We start from the raw sequence: 18,461 nt of genomic DNA, 5'->3' as shown, positions 1-18,461 counted from the left end.
CGCCGGTTTCCCGACGGAGTTTCTATGTTGGAATACTTTCAGACTGTTCAGTCTTTCCGGTATATTATTTACTTAACAACAGCTTTCACTGCGCTTTCGCCTTCCACAGCTACTACTACGATACCTGCAGGAGCAGAAATCTTAACGTTATCAGAAGAAACAACTGTTCTTGCAACTGTCTGTCCTAATACATTTGTAACAACTACAGTCTTGTTAGCAGCACCCTGGATCGTTACAGCACCTACTCCACCGATTACCTTAACAGCATCTGTCGAGATATTTTCGTTATCTGTCGGCGGGTTGTAAGAATCTTCGTCGAACTTCATATCACCAGAACCTTCTGTGAAGATTGAAGTACCAAACTTAGCGATTTCAGAAGCTGCAGCTTTCACTACTGAAGGAGAATAGCTGTAAGCAGTTACGCGTACTGCATATTCAGTCTGCGGTTTCAAGTTGATTGCTCTGATTGAAGTTGACGTAGGACCTACTTCTTCAGATTCAATACCTTGTACAAAGATGAAATCCCACTTAGGTGATTCTTCCATATAACTAGCTACCGGCAGAGAACCGAAGTCAGGATTCCAGTCATTCTTATTGAATGCGCCAGTGTTTTCTTCAAGACCATCTTTTTCGTCACGAGACAAACGAGTTGTGTTAGTGAATTCGAAGATATCGATCTGCTTGCCACCTTCTTTCAACAGAACTGTATAAGTGTTAGCCGGGCTCAAATCAGCGTCAACGCCAAATGCTTCAGCCTTATAAGCTTCATTCAAATGAGTATTTGTTGAAATAACATCCATTGTCTTATATTCAGCGCCATTCTTCATGATAGTCAGCTTATAGTTGTGGTGCAACAACGGATTGATTACTTCACCTGTTCCGTTGAACAATTCAACCATGATTGTACCTTCTTCAGCTTTCACTTCAGAGATAAAGATATTCTTAGAAGTGTTCTGTTTTTCGTACTGACCAAGTTCTACTTTGTAGTAATGAACACCCGGAACTGCAGACCATCTGAATTCAGCCTTGCTACCGTTAATGTTGTCAGACAAATATTTAGTATCAACTACAGGAGCACTCAGAACCGGAGAATAATTAACCGGAAGATCTACTGTACAGTTGCACAATGTGCTTGCTGCTAATACGTCTGCAACCAAGTCATGGTCGTTCTTATCAGCCAACAGGTCGATAGCAACCGGAATAATAGCTTCGCTTACATATTCAGCCTGGTTCTTACCTTCTGTAGAAGCGATCAATGCACCAGCAGGAGAGATAGCGATTACTTTAGATACTTCTTCAGTAGGATCGATTGCCGGCAGGTCTTTACCAATCAGATAGATTTGTTTAGTTGCAGCAATGTCATCATCAATAAATGTAACAGCACCGAAGTCTAACTTAGCCAACTTTGCAGCCTTTGTATCAGCTGTTGCAGCGAAATACAGTTCAGGTTGTTTAACATCACCATAGATACGAGTAGCTACAGTATCGTTACGATAAGCTCCGTAGATATAGAACAAGTTAGTATAACTGTTAGTTTGTCCCTTATTGTTTTCTACATTTTTATCAGCATACTTTTCATCCAAACCATATACATAAGTCCAGCTGATCTGGTCTTTGATCTGCATCGGATACAGACGAACTGTGTCATTTACATAATTATAGATGAAGTCTTTGTTATCAATTGCTGAATGGATTGTATCAGGAACGATACCAGCCTTGTCAGACGGTTTGAATGTAGACTTAACGTAAGCAAGTAATTCACCATATTTGTTAGGAATCAATTTGCCAGCATCCAAAGTACCAATGATAACAGTTGTATCGTGATCGAATGCACCAATCTTATTAGACATGCTTGTTTCCACTGTTACCGGAGCAACAAGGTTCAAACCTGCGATAACGAAAGTACCGTCTTTCACTTCGTAGCACTGTTCCTGACCCAGGTAATAAGTAGCATAGTTCTTAGTATAAAGATCACGGAATACATTAGAATCATATTCACCATGTTCAAACTCATCAAGATCCTGGATATTTCCTAACAAGCTAGTATAAGCACCTACCGGTTTGTCACCTGTCATAGTAGAAACAAGACCTTTAAATACAGAACCAACTACATTGAACTGATTGAAACCTGTCAATTCTTTTTCCCATCCCGGATGATTAGCTTTACCGTCGCCTGCATCATTCGTCAACAGACCGAACTGAGCCATATCTGTCAGGATTTCTTCTGTCGGAACCCAATCAGTTCTAGACTGAGGAGTATATCTAACCTTAACAGCAATACCGTTATTTTTCAGGGCATCCAGATTTGCTTGTTTGTACGGAACACGGATATACAATGTGTCACCAGCACTTTCACCACGCCAAACAGATCCTGGTTGCGGTTCAAGACCACCAACATCACCACGATTCCAAACAGCATTCGCATATTCTGTTGAGAAATAGAAGTTCCTATCCTGTAATACTTCTCTTTCACCAATTTCCATAGCCTGTTTGTACAGACGGATAGTTGTAAAGTTAGGATCGTCAGCATCCGGTTTCAAACCTGTAGCATATACATGAACGACATGGTTACGAGAAGAACCACCGATACCCCATACATAAGAATCTTTATTAGTAAAGTAAGGAGCAGCAAATACTTCAGCACCACCCTTAACAGCTTCACTTATAGAACCGATAAGACCTTCTCCTCCTGAATTTCTGTCTGCAGCAGCAAGCAAACCGTCTGTAATGTTCATTACATTAGCTAATGTACTTGATACAGTAGCAACAGTACCATCTTCTGTTTCAACACCTTTCCAGTTAGTCCATACGTGCTGAGTACGAGCAGATGTAGTCAGAACACCCGGATAATAAACTTCACCCAGATTGATCAAATCCTGTCCTGAATAACCTTCGCAATCATTCTGAGCATTCAATGTTGCCAATAAGCCCCATTTTTCTTCTATATTATAAGCTTCATCCTGATCGATGTTCATGTTTTCTGAAGCAAAGTGGAAAGCAGCTTTCACTGTCCAACCTTCAGCCAGATTACCCTGGCAAGTAATAGCTTCTCCAGGAATACATTTTGTATGCTTATGTGCTTCTACCAAGTTACCTTCGAAGTACCAGTTGAATCCTAAGAATTCAATCTTATCTTCCCATCTGTCGGTAGAACCCGGATCAGCAGGAGTCAACAATTCAAGATCCAATACACCACCATCGCAATTACCTGACTCAGCAACCAACATATTAGCAACTGGTCCACCTGCCGCGCAGTCACTGACAAACATAGGCAGATAAGTAAAGTCGATAGTTGTTTCGAGCACTTCTTCGTATTTTGTAAATACCAGGTCGTCACCGAATTTGAAAGTACCGCGAGCATCTACGCTATGTCTTACAAACGCTGTATCTGTACTGGATGCAGTTGTTGTTGCAAATACATAGTCAGCCAATTTCCATTGATCAACCTTTGTTCCTGGTTCAACATGATAAACAACCTTTACGTTTGACCAGTCAACCGGATTATATTCATTGAACAAACCTGCACGTACATAGAAACTTCTACTTCCGTCAGCTTCTGTTGCCTGAGAGAAGTTACCTTCAGTAATAGCAACATTACCAATCTTTTCAAGAACGATAGGAGCTTTCACATTCAGTTTCAAATAAGTAGCCTGAACATGGTGAGGAGTTTCAGCACCAGCCATCTTATCATTGAACTTCCAGATCTTAACATCCATTTCAGAAGCATCGCATTCAGTAGAACGGTTAACACCTACACGGAATTCTTTTTCTGTTTCATAATCTATTTCTACGTGAGGACGAATGAAATCAAGATTAATGTCACCGAACAATGTTACAGGTTCCAAAGTATCAGAAGTTTCACTTTCATCAGCTACAGAATATTCTGATTCAAGAACAACACGGATAATAGCATTATCTATGTTAATTTTACCTGCGCCAGTTGCATTGAACATAACCTGGTAAGCCTCCGGTGTTGTATTATCACCTACAGTTACACCATTCTTGTCAATTTTAAAACCATCGTCATAAACTTCGTCATAAGGAAGATCACCACGAGTAGTTCCATCCAGCTCTAAAACTTCAGCTTTTTCAATCTTCCATAACAGATTACGGTTTACATTAGCGTTTTCTAAACGGCTAATCCAGAAATGGAAACTTGTTGCATCTGTCAAACCTCTTGTATCAAATACGAATTCAACACGGCTCTTAACTTCTCTGGTTGGTCTAACACCCAGATAATTAAAATCCTTTACTGTTGTAATACCGTAATGAGGTTTATTAACATTGTCATAAAACTCGCCAGTTGACAGATAGTCACCTCCTGCAACAGGGCTGGCCTCAGAATCGAAAGAAACAAACATACCAGGAAGAAGAGTAGCATCAGCCACCTTATTCAAAGGTAAAGTATACTTCCAAATATTAACCGGATGAGTTTTATTTACTAACGCATCTCCATCGAGAAGGTTAAATTTCGCAGCGGCTTTCAATTGTGCTTCAGTAGGATCTTCAAATGCAGCCTTGTAAGTATCACCTGTCTTATACCAGGCTGGTACCGCATTTTGAGCAAAAATTGAAAAACTACTGCTTGCCACAAGGAACGCGGCGAACAAAGTAGAAAACTTTTTGTTCATAATCAAATAATTTAATTAGTAATAAAATATAAAGTTCTAATAAATCTATCTTGTAATAAAAAATAAAGCTCAACAACGGATCTCTTTCAATCCTAACAGTGCATACCTCGCACCAAAAACATAACGCAAAGATACATATCTTTTTTAGTTAGACTATTTTTTTGATATATTTTTTTCCCTTTAACCATGCTTTCTTATCCTATTCCAAGTTTAAAAAGGACAAATTACACGTTTTCACGTACAACCTACGTTATTCCTGTCAGACCATCCCATGTTCGGACTCCCGACGGCGATATTCGGAGGGAGATATACCCATTATCTTCGTAAAAGTACGCGAAAAGTATGCCGGTTCTTCAAAACCAAGCTTTGTAGATATCTCATTCAGTTTCAGCGCAGTCAGCTCTATATACTGGCATGCCTTCTGTATCTTCAGCCGGATAAAATAACTGATCGGCGAAACGCCTGTCTCCCGCTGGAAAAGCATGGAGAAGTGCGACGGGGAATATTTGAAGTAGGCTGCCAACTGGTCTAAAGTAAGATTCCGCTCCAGGTTTTCATTCATATAATGGATCACCCTCGAAGAGAACGAATACTCTTTATGGTTAGGTAAATTAATATAACGGTACTGCTCCAGATATAAAAAAGAGGTAAGAAACATGTAAAGGCACATGGAGGAATAAACCATATATTCCTTTATATACCCCATCGAAAAACAACTGTAGATTTCCTCGAATAATTGTATTCTGTCCTGCAGACGTGAATATTCGCCGGGAAGGATCGTTCCGGGTATGGGCGTCGGCGGAAGGAACTCGCCACTCAGCTTCCCCATAAAATGTACCCAGTAGATAGTCCAGGGATCGTCCTCGGAGGCTCCGAACGAATAGGGAACGTTCGGAGGTATAATAATGTATTGATTCTGTTTCACCGGATACGTCTTGCCGTGAATGGTGTACCACCCCTCTCCTTCCGTACAGTAGATAAGCATAGCATAGCTGCAACCCTGGTCTTTTTGTACGTAATGGTACTTGACTTTCGGGAAGAAGCCGATCTTACGAACGTACAGATTGCCGACAAGCGGCTCATGGCTATACGTTTCAAGCAACTCGTCCGGCAAGAAAACGAATCGTTCTCCTTTGAATCCTTCTTTAATCTTTATCACTATACATTATTATATATGTAAACCACGACAAATATAATAAAAAAACGGCCACTTCCTTTTCGGGAAGCAGCCGTTTCCGGTTTTATCTTGATGGGAAGAATTACATCATACCACCCATACCGCCACCCATACCCGGGTTCATCGGAGGCATAGCAGGACCTTCTTCTTTCTTTTCAGCGATCACACACTCTGTTGTCAGGAACATACCAGCGATAGAAGCTGCATTTTCCAAAGCAACACGAGTTACCTTAGCCGGGTCGATCACACCTGCTGCACACAGGTTTTCGTATTTGTCTGTACGAGCATTGTAACCGAAGTCACCCTTACCTTCTTTTACTTTCTGAACGATAACGGCACCTTCTTTACCTGCGTTTTCAACGATCTGACGCAACGGTTCTTCGATCGCACGTTTAACGATTTCGATACCTGTTGTTTCGTCTTCGTTTTCGCCCTTCATTCCTTCCAATGCTTCAATAGCACGGATGTAAGCTACACCACCACCAGGAACTGTACCTTCTTCGATAGCAGCGCGGGTTGCATGCAAAGCATCGTCAACACGGTCTTTCTTTTCTTTCATTTCCACTTCAGAAGGAGCACCTACGTAAAGAACAGCTACACCACCTGCCATCTTAGCCAGACGTTCCTGCAGTTTTTCTTTATCGTAATCGGAAGTAGTGTTTTCGATCTGAGTCTTGATCTGACCGATACGAGCCTGGATAGCTGCTTTGTCGCCTGCACCGTTCACAATGATCGTAGTATCTTTGTCTACAGTGATCTTTTCGGCAGTACCCAACATATCCATTGTAGCACCTTCCAGTTTCAAACCTTTTTCTTCAGAGATAACAACACCACCAGTCAGCACTGCGATATCTTCCAACATCGCTTTACGACGATCGCCGAAGCCCGGAGCCTTCACTGCACAGATCTTCAGAGAACCACGCAGACGGTTCACTACCAATGTAGCCAATGCTTCACTGTCGATATCTTCAGCGATGATCAACAGAGGACGTCCGCTCTGAACAGCCGGTTCAAGGATAGGAAGCAGGTCTTTCAATACAGAGATCTTCTTGTCGTAGATCAGGATATACGGATTTTCCATCTCGCATTCCATCTTTTCTGTATTTGTTACGAAGTACGGAGAGATGTAACCACGGTCGAACTGCATACCTTCCACTACGTCTACTGTAGTTTCAGTACCTTTCGCTTCTTCTACTGTGATAACGCCTTCTTTCTTCACTTTCTGCATAGCTTCAGCAATCAGTTTACCGATCGTTTCGTCACCGTTGGCAGAGATTTTAGCTACGTGTTCGATCTTTTCGAACTGGTCACCTACTTCTTCAGCCTGGTCAGCGATCTTTTCAACCACTTTGGCAACGGCTTTGTCGATACCGCGTTTCAGGTCCATTGGGTTAGCACCTGCTGTAACGTTCTTCAAACCGACACCGATGATAGATTGTGCCAATACAGTAGCAGTAGTCGTACCGTCACCTGCATTGTCGTTAGTCTTCGAAGCAACTTCTTTTACCAACTGTGCACCCATGTTTTCGAACGGGCAAGCCAATTCAACTTCTTTTGCAACCGTTACACCGTCTTTTGTAATGTGAGGAGCACCGAATTTCTTTTCGATGATCACGTTACGGCCTTTCGGGCCTAATGTTACTTTTACTGCATTTGCCAATTCGTCCACACCTTTCTTCAAAAGGTCGCGGGCATCCATATCGTACTTAATTTCTTTTGCCATGATTATATTATTTTTTTATTGTCCGTTAATGAATTAGATAATAGCCAGGATATCAGATTGACGCATGATCAGAAACTTTTCACCTTCCAGTTCGATCTCTGTTCCTGCATACTTTCCGTACAATACAGTATCACCAGCTTTTACAACCATTTCTTCATCCTTTGTTCCGTTACCTACGGCAACAACTTCACCTTTTAAAGGTTTTTCTTTTGCTGAATCCGGGATAATGATTCCGCCAAGTGTCTTTTCTTCTGCTGCAGCGGGCTTGATAAGCACTCTGTCTGCTAATGGTCTAATGTTCATCTTTTGATATATTTTTAATGTTAATAATATTATGTTTATACGTGATTTTCTAATTCACGTTAACTCCTATGCGAAATCTGTGCCAAATTAATTGACAGGGAAAAGACTGACAATTTTGCATAAACGAACCGGTAGATACGCCGACATGACTGACAGGATGACTATACATTCCGCCTCTCATGCTTCCCGACTAGAACAAAAGTTGCAGGAAAGTAGTTCATAGGTTGCTGTCTTTTAACCTAAAACCAGTAATATTCTTTTCTTTTGAGTATACTTAAATTTAATTTCGAGCTAGCTAAAATTTGATTTTCAGGCTTGCCAAAAGAAAAAAGAATAAGGGACGAAAAGATTAAAACCTTACGTCCCTTACATTAATATATAATATATTCCAGATTAGTCTATCAGTAGCGTAGCGATGGAATGAGCCGGCAGTACAGGCTGGTAGACACTACCGTCGATTTCAACAGAGACCTGACGTTCTTCATTGCCTTCGTTTGCCAAAGCGACAACAATACTTTTGTCAGGATTGACGAAAGCCATCAGGTTGCTGTACTGCCCGGAGGTTTCGAGCTTGCGGGCACCGGGCTGGACATAATGGCTCAGATGCTTCATTACGTAATATTCAGGTGTATAACGGAAAGTTTTCGCATCGGGATCAACTACGACTAAGGAATTTTGCGCCCATCCCCATCGGCTGATGCCACCTTTGTCGAGCGAGATATTCCAGTACATATAGGCGGATGCACCGTTCTCCAGGTAATGACGCATCAGGTTCCAGGAATAAACGGCACCCCTCCAGTCGTTCCTGCCGTCGCCGCATTCCTGCTCTGTCTGATAGAGCTTCATAGCCGGATAACGCTCGTGGATTCCTTTGATCGCTCCTTTTCCCGCCCATTGGAAACCGACACCGCTGATATACTTTCCACTTGCCGGATCGGTCAGAATGGTATCGACAAGGGTTTCGTTGGCACGTTCCATCGTTCCGAACATAACTTTGACATCCAGTTCCTTCATAGCCGGGCCGAGGTAGTTACCGATAAAGTCGGCCAAAGAGGCGGCAGTCCAGCAACAACTGGGGAATATCTGTGCCGAATTAAATTCGTTCTGAGGCATGACGGCAAAAATGTCGATGCCTTGTCCGCGGTAGGCTTCGATGAATTTGGAAAAGTAAAGGGCATACGCCCGGAGATAAAGCGAATCCTGGATAAACATGTCTGTGCCTTCGTAGCCGACTTTATCGGCGGGCAGACCGTTGCGGTATTTCTCGCTATAGGTTTCGCCGGTATAAGCAGAGGCGTAGTGCTTATTGTATTTCATCCAGGAAGGGGGACACCAGGGGGAAGCCCAGATACTCAGGTCAGGATTGTATTTCTGTGCACCTTTGATGAAAGGGATCAATGTCTGTTGATCGTTGGCGATAGTGAAGTATTGCATATCGAAATCCCCGTCGGTTTCGTTATATGAGTACCAGTCACGGGAGAAGTCGTTGGCTCCTACCGGCATACGGCAGATGGTAAAGTTCGCTCCTATCTCCGGGAAGAAAAGCTCTTCGAGGATCTCTTCGCGGACTGTCGGGTCGAGTTTGCTCAGGGATATCCAGCCCAGTTCGTTGAAACAGGCACCGAAACCGTCTATCTTCTGGAGTTTCTTACCGGTGTGAACAACCGCATCGATATCAGGAATGGTATCAGAAGATGCAGAGACGAGATCGTCTTGTTCAACCCATTGTTCACCTTCGGTCGTCGTCACCCACGATGCACGCGGTTGGAAAGAGCAGGCCGAAAGGCATAATGCGAAAGTGAGAATTAATTGATATGCTTTCATTTCACGGTAGGTATAAGGAACAACGACTTCTCCTGTAAAAAGAGAATTCGTTGCATATTAAAATATCTCTGATCTGATCAGAACTGTGCAATCAGCTCTTCCACAGTAACAGGCTTTTGCTCGCCTGTGATCATATTCTTCAGGTTGATCTTTCCTTCGTTCATTTCCGTTTCGCCGACGATAGCGACAAACGGGATTTTCTTTGTATCGGCATATCCCATCTGCTTCTTCATCTTGGCTGCTTCCGGGAATAGTTCGGTACGAATTCCGGCAGCACGCACCTGAGAGATAATGGGCAACAGATAACTTTCTTCCGTCGCTCCGAAGTTGACAAACAACAGCTGTGTTGTCATTAACGAATCAGCAGGATAGAGATCCAGCTGGTTCAATACGTCGAAGATACGGTCTGCACCGAAAGAGATACCGACACCTGACACACCGTCCATGCCAAATACACCGGTCAAGTTGTCATATCGTCCGCCACCGGTGATACTTCCGATCTGTACATCCAGGGCTTTTACTTCAAAGATAGCTCCTGTATAATAGTTCAATCCGCGGGCCAAGGTCAAGTCGAGTTCCAGTTCGGCACGCATAGGCAACTGGTCGATACGGTCGAGGATGAAGGTCATTTCTTCAATACCCTTCATGGCGATCTCGGAGGTAGCCAGCTGTTCTTTCAGGACAGCCAGTTTCTCACGGTTGGTTCCCGACAGCATGATGATCGGTTGCAGGCGGGCAATGGCTTCTTCGGAAAGCCCTTTCGAGCGAAGTTCTTCATTCACATTGTCCAGTCCGATCTTATCCAGCTTATCGATAGCCACGGTAATATCTACGATCTTGTCCGCTTCGCCGATGATCTCTGCAATACCAGATAAGATCTTACGGTTGTTCATCTTGATGCAGACACGGATGCCGAAACGGTAGAATACCTCATCCATGATCTGGATCAGTTCCACTTCATTGATCAGCGAATCGGAACCTACCACATCGCCGTCGCACTGGTAAAACTCGCGGTAACGGCCTTTCTGCGGACGGTCGGCACGCCATACGGGTTGTATCTGATAACGTTTGAAGGGGAATGTTATATCATTGCGATGCTGCACCACGTAACGGGCGAAAGGAACGGTCAGGTCGTAACGCAGACCTTTCTCGCAGGCTTTCACCCCGAACCGTACGGCATTACGTTCCAGCAACTCCTCATCGGTGATGCCCGAAAAGCAATCTCCTGAGTTTAATATCTTGAAAAGCAGTTTATCACCTTCCTCACCATACTTGCCCATCAGGGTCGACAGGTTTTCCATGGCTGGGGTTTCTATTTGCTGAAATCCGTACAGATGATATACTTCACGAATCGTATTGAATATATAATTACGTTTCGCCATTTCTTCAGGCGAAAAATCTCTGGTACCTTTTGGTATAGACGGCTTCTGCATATATCGTTTGCTCTTGTTTATCGTCGGAGCTAACCGACTTTTAGCTATTAAATTATTATTCGGAATGCAAAGGTAGGTATTTTGTTTCAATTTCGTAGTTTTCCGGTTAAGTTGATTGTTTTACCGGTTTCTTTTTATTATGTTTGCATCATAATCAAAAGATAACGAGACTATGAAAAAGAATTGGTTTATTATTCATTAAACTAAAGGAGGATTAGTCATGCCCGATTTTATATTTGTAGGTTTACTCTTTATGGGAATGGCACTCGGATTTCTAATCTGGGCACTTTATATGGAAGGTAAGTTCAGCAGAACAAAGAAGAAAAGGAAATAAAAATAGCAGCCGCACCCAATTGAATTGAGTGCGGCTGCTATTTTTATCAAGTGCGGCAGTCAGCTATATTCACTGCACCAGACAGTTTTATCCGCTGCCGCAGTCATTTCCGTTTAGTCACGGCTTCTTCCGCCCAGGAAGATCATTATATAATATAATAATGTAGCCAACGACCCTAAAGCAGCCACCACATAGGTATAAGCGGCAGAGCGCAGCGCATCTTCAGCCATACCATGCGTACTGACATTCGTTATACCGGCCCTGCTCAACCATACCAACGCACGCTGGCTGGCATTGATCTCGACCGGCAACGTGATAAAGCTGAACAATGTCGTCGATGCGAACAGAATGATACCGAACAACAACAACTGCGGAAACTGATGGATCAGCAACATACCGCCCAGCAACACCCATGTCATGATATTCGAAGCGAAGCTGACCACCGGAACCAATGCCGACCGCATCTTCAGCGGAGCATACGAAGTGGCATGCTGTACCGCATGACCGCATTCATGGGCTGCAACGGCTGCCGCAGCAATACTATTACTGTAATATACCGATTCACTAAGATTCACCGTTTGATTTGCAGGATTGTAATGGTCTGTCAAATGTCCGGGAGTAGAAATCACCTTCACGTCGTAGATGCCGTTATCATGCAACATCTTCTCAGCCACATCCTTTCCGGTCATACCGTTAGGCATAGGGATCTTAGAATACTTCTCAAACTTGTTTTTCAGTCGGGAAGATACCAGCCAGCTTAACAAGGCAAAACCAATAAATATAATCCAATACATGCTCATAATGCTCTAATTAATTAAGTGTTATACAAGAAATGTCTTACAAAAAGTCTGCCAAAAACAAAAATGGCAGAAGATGGGCCTGCTGAGAGGTGGTCTTCTGCCATTTTGTAATAGTATATGAGGTTTATTCTTCCGTATACCGGATAATTGTCTGTTCACGGTCAGGTCCTACTGACACGATTTTAACGGGAACACCCAACTCTTCTTCCAAGAAGGAAAGGTAAGCGTTGAATTCTTCAGGGAATTCGTCTTCGCTCTGCATCTTTGTCATGTCAGTCTTCCAACCCGGCAGTTCAACGTATACCGGTTCGATCGTATCGTCGATCTCGAACGGAAATTCCGTTACTTCTTCGCCATTGATCTTGTAAGCCACACAAGCCTTGATCGTTTCGAAGCTATCGAGTACGTCGCTCTTCATCATGATAAGCTGGCTTACGCCGTTAATCATAACGGCATATTTCAAAGCTACCAGGTCGATCCAGCCGCAACGACGTTTACGTCCTGTTACAGAACCGAACTCATGTCCTAACGTACAAAGCTGATCGCCTGTTTCATCGAACAACTCTGTCGGGAACGGACCGCTGCCGACACGTGTACAATACGCCTTGAAGATACCGTATACTTCACCGATATTGCGCGGAGATACGCCCAAACCTGTACAACAACCGGCACAGATCGTATTCGAAGAAGTCACGAACGGATAAGAACCGAAGTCGATATCCAGCATAGTTCCCTGTGCACCTTCTGCCAAAACAGACTTACCGTCTTTCAGGTAGTTGTTTACCACATGCTCGCTGTCGATCAGGTTGAATTGTTTCAGATATTCCAATGCTTCAAACCATTGAGCTTCCAGCTCCTTGATATCATAAGAATAGTTCAGTGATTTCAGGATTGCTTCGTGACGTGCCTTGGCAGCAGCATATTTTTCATCGAAGTTATGCAGCAAGTCACCTACGCGGAGACCGTTACGGCTGATCTTGTCTGTATATGTCGGGCCGATACCTTTACCGGTCGTACCGATCTTACCGGAACCTTTAGCCGCTTCGTAAGCAGCATCCAGCATACGGTGGGTAGGCAGGATCAGGTGTGCCTTCTTGGAAATACAAAGTTGTTTGGTCAGGTCGTGACCACTGGCAGCAAGCGCTTCGGCTTCCTGCTTAAACAATAACGGGTCGAGAACGACGCCATTACCGATTACATTCACTTTTCCACCCTGGAAAATACCTGACGGAATAGAACGAAGGATATACTTTTCTCCGTTAAACTCCAATGTGTGTCCTGCATTGGGACCTCCCTGAAAACGAGTGATTACATCGTAATTCGGAGTCAGCACGTCGACAACTTTACCTTTGCCCTCGTCACCCCATTGCAATCCTAATAAAACATCTACTTTCATGTTATCTTTATAATAGACTATTAATATTCTTATTTACCATTCTTCTGCTGAAGTTTGAACTTGCATTTACTGCATATCCCATAAATATACAACGCATGAAACTCAGGTGTGAAACGGGATATCTTCAGATTGTTGACATCCTTTTTCAGCATACTGTCTTTCATTTCCCGAATCGCCCCGCACTTCATACAGATCAGATGAAGATGCGTTTCCGCCAAAGCCCGGAGTTCGTATTGAACCGATTGGGCGTTGAGTTGATGCCGCACGATCAGGCCACCGTCTTCCAGCACGTCCAGCGTATTGTAAAGCGTTGCCTTGCTCACATGGAAGTTCGTCTCTTCCAGTTTTTCCTGGAGTGAGTACATGTCGAAATGACCCGAGAAACGACATATGCATTCAAATATAGCATATCTTTCCTCCGTCTTTCGTAGTTTTTTCTCAGTCAGATACTCCGTAAACGACTGCTTCATCTCTATGTACTTCTTTTCATCCATTTCGTTGCGACTCTACGCGACCGACAAAGTTAGCGCATTTATTTTAAACGCAAAGCCTTAGCTATAATATTCAAATTCAAATTTTAAATCATTATATATTTCCTGTCCTTCCGGCGTCTCCATGAACTCCGGAAACTCATCGAAACCACTTAACATTTGCCGGGCATGATCGGCAGACTGGCGACCGTAAAATTTCATTGCTTTTACAGCTGCCTGCTTCTCTTTCCAGGTAGCGCCGAAGTCGGGCCAGGCAATCGAACGCATACATTCCACAATGAATGCAGCTCTTACCGGCGCAACCACAGTTTTCCCCTCCTTGAACAGTTCCGCCCAAATCAGGTAGGCTACCGTACGGGCATACTCGTCTTCCACATTGAAGATTAATCCCAGAAGAAGGTTATCGACATAAGACAACTTGCAAAACAGATTACGGCTGCATTGTTCCGCGATTTCCAGATAGGGTATTTCTTTCACCCATTGCTTTGCCTGATCGAAAGGAAAATCATCCGCAGGCTGTAACATGGATGCCAGTATCTTGAACTCACGGATGTCTTCTTTCCACAGAGCAGCTGCCAGCTCCGAACCGGGTTCGTGCGTAGCGGCAATCTGCTTTATTTCGGGCAGAGGTACGCCGAAGTTCAGTTTATAAATTATCCCCTTCTCGCGCATGCTGGTGGATGTAACGCCATTCATCGCCATGCGGAGCTGGGTTCTTATTTCTTTTAATTGGTCCTGCAACATAGCTTAGTCGTTGTAAGATGGGAGGAATGAATAATCGTTACTGTAACGGAGCATCTGGTCCGTGTAGCCTTCGGTATAATCGAGGACGATATCGGTCACTTCTCCGTTATCGTTCTTCACCTCTTTCATAACCGGGTTCACAAAACCTTTGTAAGGAGCCAGGTTCAGTTTGGCATAACGGGCAAGCACCTCGTCGTGTAATATCTGGTCTACTTTTACGCCATAATCTTCCACCAGTTTCTTTCCGGCTGCAAAATCGCCTTCGCTCTTGATTCGCTGTACTTCAGCCAGTAACGTACCGAAGAGATTACGGAGTTTTTCGTAATCGTTTACAACTACGTATGTTTTACCGTCACGTTTCTTATATTCGATCACATTATCGGCTTTACCGTTCTCGTAGGCCCATTGGGCAATCAACTGACGGTTACGCATGTGGGCTTCTTCCACATTCTTACCGGCTTCGATACGGACAAGTTGTGTCATCAGGCCATTCATAATATACTTATAATACTCTGCCTTATATGCTTCTGCATCCGGCACCAAACCTAATTCCACTAATTTCGGATCACCCAGATAATACAGTCCGAACAGGTCGGCACGAGCTTCTTCGAGTGTAGAATCGTACGCTTTCAAGGCTCCGGATTCCGTATCCGGCAACAGTTTACCGGAACCATGTCCCAGACATTCGTGTAAATCCGTATGTAAATTATCCGTGATAAATCCGTATTTCTTCAACGCCTCACGTTCAACGTCACTCCAAACGAACTCTTCGCTAAAACCATTGCCTTGCGAAGCCTTATCGTAGGCTTCCGTTATATTCTCGATAGTAACTGATTTCGAACCGTGGTCGCGGCGTATCCAGTCTGCATTCGGCAGATTGATGCCGATCGGAGTTGCCGGATAACAATCGCCTCCCAGCATAGCGATGGTAATCACCTTGGCACTTACCCCTTTCACCTTTTCTTTTTTGAAACGTTTGTCTACCGGGGAATGGTCTTCAAACCATTGTGCGTTATCGCTGATAATCTTTGTACGCTTTGTCGCTTCCTTGTTGATAAAGTTCACGGTAGATTCCCAACTAGCCTTCATTCCCAGCGGATCGCCGTAGGTTTCGATAAAACCGTTTACAAAGTCCACATCGGATGTCGTATCTTCTACCCAAAGGATGGAATAAGCATCGAACGTTTTCAGATCGCCCGTCTGATAGTATTCGATCAGTTTTTCAATGATCGCTTTCTGTGTATCGTTCTCGGCAAAAACCACGGCTTTCTGCAACTCGCCGACTATCTGTTCGATGGCTGCCGAATAAAGGCCGCCGACTTTCCATACCTTCTCAACGATCTTTCCGTTCTCTTTTACCAAACGGCTGTTCAGACCGTAAGAAATCGGGGTGATAGTATCTTTTCCCGCTTTCATGGCTGTATAAAAGCCTTCCACCTCTTTCTCGGTAACACCTCCGCCATAGTAATTATTGGCGGATGCCAGAATCAGATCCTGATCACCGCTCTGCACGGTACGTTTCGCCAATACGGACGGATCAAAGATCACCGGAAATATCTCAGCGACAAACTGCTCCAGTGTCTGCCCTTCACGTAAAGGGAGGTTGGTCACGTCTACCTGTTCCAGACAACTCTTAAAAAACTCAGGTGTAAATCCGGGAACAAACTTATCCTCTGCATAATGATGATGGATGCCGCTTGAAAACCACACCCGTTTCAGGTAAGTCTCCAGCGCCTTGAACTGCGCATCTTCCCGGTTTCCTTTATACGTTGTATAAATCGTCTCCAGTGTGCGACGGATCGGCAGGTTATAGCGACAATTCTGATCAAAGAATATATCGCGGCCCATCAGCGCAGCCTGCGACAAATGATATAATAACTGTTTTTGTTTCAATGAAAGAGACTCGAATCCGGGAACCTGATAACGAAGAATCTGCAGGTCGGCGAACTGGTCTACCACATAATTAAAATCCCCCTGCGGTGCCTGTCCTTTATTTTCTTTCGGACCAGCACAAGCAGTCAATGCCATTGCTGTCATAAGCGATACTATTGTATTTCTCATATTATTTATAATAACTCTTTTGTTTTTTCTGAAGTATTACAACGAAAGGCTCTCCTGCAAAGGTAACGAATAAATCGAAGCCATAGGAATATCACCCTAATATTTTGTACCTTTGTAGCCGATATATTTAGAAAGAATGGAAATAGCAGCATTAGTATCAGGAGGTGTGGACAGCTCTGTAGTTGTCCATCAGTTGAAGGAGGCAGGATACGATCCTACCATCTTCTATATCCGTATCGGTATGGAAGATAAAGACGGATATATCGACTGTCCTGCCGAAGAAGACATAGAAATAACATCTTATATAGCACGTAAATACGGTTGCCGCTTCGAAGTGGTATCCCTGCATGACGAATATTGGGACAAGGTTGTCAGCTACACGATCGACTCGGTGAAGCGCGGCCTCACTCCCAACCCGGACATGATGTGCAACAAATTCATCAAGTTCGGCTGCTTCGAAGAGAAATGGGGAAAAGACTTCGACAAGATCGCAACCGGCCATTACGCCACAACGACCGAGATAGACGGCAAAGTATGGCTTTCTACCGCTAAAGACCCGGTAAAGGACCAGACCGACTTCCTCGGACAGATTACCCGTCTGCAAATCCAGAAGCTGATGTTCCCGATCGGGCACCTGATGAAAGCCGAAGTACGCGCCATCGCCGCCGAACAGAAGCTACCCAGTGCCATGCGTAAGGACAGCCAGGGCATCTGTTTCCTCGGCAAGATCAACTACAACGACTTTATCGAACGTTACCTGGGAAAACGTGTCGGCAAGATCGTCGAACTGGAAACAGGTAAAGTCTTAGGTAAACACAACGGTTACTGGTTTCACACGATCGGACAGCGCAAAGGTCTTGGATTGAGCGGCGGCCCCTGGTTCGTTATCAAGAAAGATATCAAACGCAATATCATCTACGTCTCCAACGGCTACGACCCGGAAACACAATACGGCAAAACGATCAACCTGCACGGTTTCGACTTCATCACCGAAGACCCGTGGGGAGAATTCACCGACGAGAAGGAGATCACCTTCAAAATCCGCCATACACCGGACTTTACCCCGGGACGTATCCGCCGTATCGGAGATTTATATCGCATCGAGTCCGAGAACAAAATACAGGGAATTGCCCCCGGCCAGTACGGTGTTGTCTACGACAAAGACCATCATCTCTGCCTGGGTAGCGGTATGATAATCGACGAAGAAAAATAAACCTTTGTCAATAATTATACTCATCTTTGTATCAGACTATAATATAAACAACTATGGAAACAACAACTTTAAAAACAGAATGCCATATACAATCGGACTGGTTGATGGTATGGGACCAAAATGATACGGAATTAATACTTCTATTCACAGATACCGGTTCTCATGCCGATCTATTTTAATATAAAAAAGAGCACGTTGTTTGAGAACGTACTCTTTTTTCATCTAAAACACTAACTAACAACCAATTCCACCTTAACTATCCTCATTTTTCCCATGTCCTGTCCTGAAATAAGTTGACAGTCTTGAAAAAAAATAAGTTTCAAAAAGGACT

The 18,461-nt window shown here is 43.9% G+C and carries 12 protein-coding genes and 1 pseudogene; 2 read left to right on the top strand and 11 right to left on the bottom strand.

Annotated elements, in window-relative coordinates; translation table 11 throughout:
- Positions 1 to 68: 68 nt before the first annotated feature.
- From DWX23_RS23465 to DWX23_RS23415, 11 genes are all read right to left on the bottom strand, one after another.
- The gene (locus DWX23_RS23465) at positions 69 to 4,631 is read right to left on the bottom strand and encodes a DUF6383 domain-containing protein (protein WP_122376293.1); all 4,563 of its coding nucleotides are present in this window, start codon (positions 4,629 to 4,631) and stop codon (positions 69 to 71) included.
- Positions 4,632 to 4,890: 259 nt separating this feature from the next.
- Positions 4,891 to 5,790, bottom strand: coding sequence for an AraC family transcriptional regulator (locus DWX23_RS23460; protein ID WP_122376292.1), 900 nt, complete (start codon positions 5,788 to 5,790; stop codon positions 4,891 to 4,893).
- Positions 5,791 to 5,890: 100 nt separating this feature from the next.
- The gene (gene groL / locus DWX23_RS23455; RefSeq protein WP_122353358.1) at positions 5,891 to 7,531 is read right to left on the bottom strand and encodes a chaperonin GroEL; all 1,641 of its coding nucleotides are present in this window, start codon (positions 7,529 to 7,531) and stop codon (positions 5,891 to 5,893) included.
- Between the two features lie 33 nt (positions 7,532 to 7,564).
- Complete coding sequence (locus tag DWX23_RS23450) at positions 7,565 to 7,834, bottom strand: co-chaperone GroES (RefSeq protein WP_122376291.1); 270 nt, start codon at positions 7,832 to 7,834, stop codon at positions 7,565 to 7,567.
- 393 nt (positions 7,835 to 8,227) lie between these two features.
- Positions 8,228 to 9,658: a glycoside hydrolase family 30 beta sandwich domain-containing protein gene (locus tag DWX23_RS23445; RefSeq protein WP_122376290.1), complete on the bottom strand. Its 1,431-nt coding sequence runs from the start codon at positions 9,656 to 9,658 to the stop codon at positions 8,228 to 8,230.
- A 77-nt stretch (positions 9,659 to 9,735) separates the two neighbouring features.
- Positions 9,736 to 11,091, bottom strand: a complete 1,356-nt coding sequence (gene hisS / locus DWX23_RS23440; RefSeq protein WP_122376289.1) for a histidine--tRNA ligase — start codon at positions 11,089 to 11,091, stop codon at positions 9,736 to 9,738.
- A gap of 447 nt (positions 11,092 to 11,538) precedes the next feature.
- Complete coding sequence (locus DWX23_RS23435; RefSeq protein WP_122353353.1) at positions 11,539 to 12,225, bottom strand: zinc metallopeptidase; 687 nt, start codon at positions 12,223 to 12,225, stop codon at positions 11,539 to 11,541.
- Between the two features lie 124 nt (positions 12,226 to 12,349).
- Positions 12,350 to 13,621, bottom strand: coding sequence for an adenylosuccinate synthase (locus DWX23_RS23430; RefSeq protein WP_122376288.1), 1,272 nt, complete (start codon positions 13,619 to 13,621; stop codon positions 12,350 to 12,352).
- 29 nt (positions 13,622 to 13,650) lie between these two features.
- Positions 13,651 to 14,115 (bottom strand): Fur family transcriptional regulator, encoded by a 465-nt coding sequence (locus DWX23_RS23425; protein ID WP_075556218.1) that lies wholly within the window; start codon positions 14,113 to 14,115, stop codon positions 13,651 to 13,653.
- 57 nt (positions 14,116 to 14,172) lie between these two features.
- Entirely contained in the window at positions 14,173 to 14,856 is a 684-nt protein-coding gene (locus DWX23_RS23420) for a DNA alkylation repair protein (RefSeq protein ID WP_122376287.1), read from the bottom strand.
- Positions 14,857 to 14,859: 3 nt separating this feature from the next.
- Positions 14,860 to 16,893, bottom strand: coding sequence for a dihydrofolate reductase (locus tag DWX23_RS23415; RefSeq protein ID WP_370450118.1), 2,034 nt, complete (start codon positions 16,891 to 16,893; stop codon positions 14,860 to 14,862).
- Between the two features lie 160 nt (positions 16,894 to 17,053).
- Here DWX23_RS23415 and mnmA point away from each other — a divergent pair, with 160 nt between their 5' ends.
- Both mnmA and DWX23_RS23405 read left to right on the top strand, forming a co-directional pair.
- Positions 17,054 to 18,130, top strand: a complete 1,077-nt coding sequence (gene mnmA / locus DWX23_RS23410) for a tRNA 2-thiouridine(34) synthase MnmA (protein ID WP_122376285.1) — start codon at positions 17,054 to 17,056, stop codon at positions 18,128 to 18,130.
- Positions 18,131 to 18,207: 77 nt separating this feature from the next.
- A pseudogene (locus DWX23_RS23405) lies at positions 18,208 to 18,309 on the top strand (type II toxin-antitoxin system YafQ family toxin); the annotation flags it as partial.
- Positions 18,310 to 18,461 lie beyond the last annotated feature (152 nt).

This window comes from Parabacteroides sp. AF18-52 (assembly GCF_003479145.1).
GTDB lineage: Bacteria > Bacteroidota > Bacteroidia > Bacteroidales > Tannerellaceae > Parabacteroides > Parabacteroides faecis.
The sequence above is the reverse complement of the archived record's forward strand: the minus strand, read 5'-3'. Positions and strand labels throughout refer to the sequence as shown.

Bases quoted from the DNA above. Each gene is read 5' to 3' on its own strand.
- DWX23_RS23425 (WP_075556218.1), bottom strand. From the start codon at position 14,115: ATGGATGAAAAGAAGTACATAGAGATGAAGCAGTCGTTTACGGAGTAT.
- DWX23_RS23450 (WP_122376291.1), bottom strand. From the start codon at position 7,834: ATGAACATTAGACCATTAGCAGACAGAGTGCTTATCAAGCCCGCTGCA.
- DWX23_RS23430 (WP_122376288.1), bottom strand. From the start codon at position 13,621: ATGAAAGTAGATGTTTTATTAGGATTGCAATGGGGTGACGAGGGCAAA.
- DWX23_RS23465 (WP_122376293.1), bottom strand. From the start codon at position 4,631: ATGAACAAAAAGTTTTCTACTTTGTTCGCCGCGTTCCTTGTGGCAAGC.
- DWX23_RS23415 (WP_370450118.1), bottom strand. From the start codon at position 16,893: ATGACAGCAATGGCATTGACTGCTTGTGCTGGTCCGAAAGAAAATAAA.
- DWX23_RS23445 (WP_122376290.1), bottom strand. From the start codon at position 9,658: ATGAAAGCATATCAATTAATTCTCACTTTCGCATTATGCCTTTCGGCC.
- DWX23_RS23435 (WP_122353353.1), bottom strand. From the start codon at position 12,225: ATGAGCATGTATTGGATTATATTTATTGGTTTTGCCTTGTTAAGCTGG.
- mnmA (WP_122376285.1), top strand. From the start codon at position 17,054: ATGGAAATAGCAGCATTAGTATCAGGAGGTGTGGACAGCTCTGTAGTT.
- groL (WP_122353358.1), bottom strand. From the start codon at position 7,531: ATGGCAAAAGAAATTAAGTACGATATGGATGCCCGCGACCTTTTGAAG.
- DWX23_RS23420 (WP_122376287.1), bottom strand. From the start codon at position 14,856: ATGTTGCAGGACCAATTAAAAGAAATAAGAACCCAGCTCCGCATGGCG.
- hisS (WP_122376289.1), bottom strand. From the start codon at position 11,091: ATGCAGAAGCCGTCTATACCAAAAGGTACCAGAGATTTTTCGCCTGAA.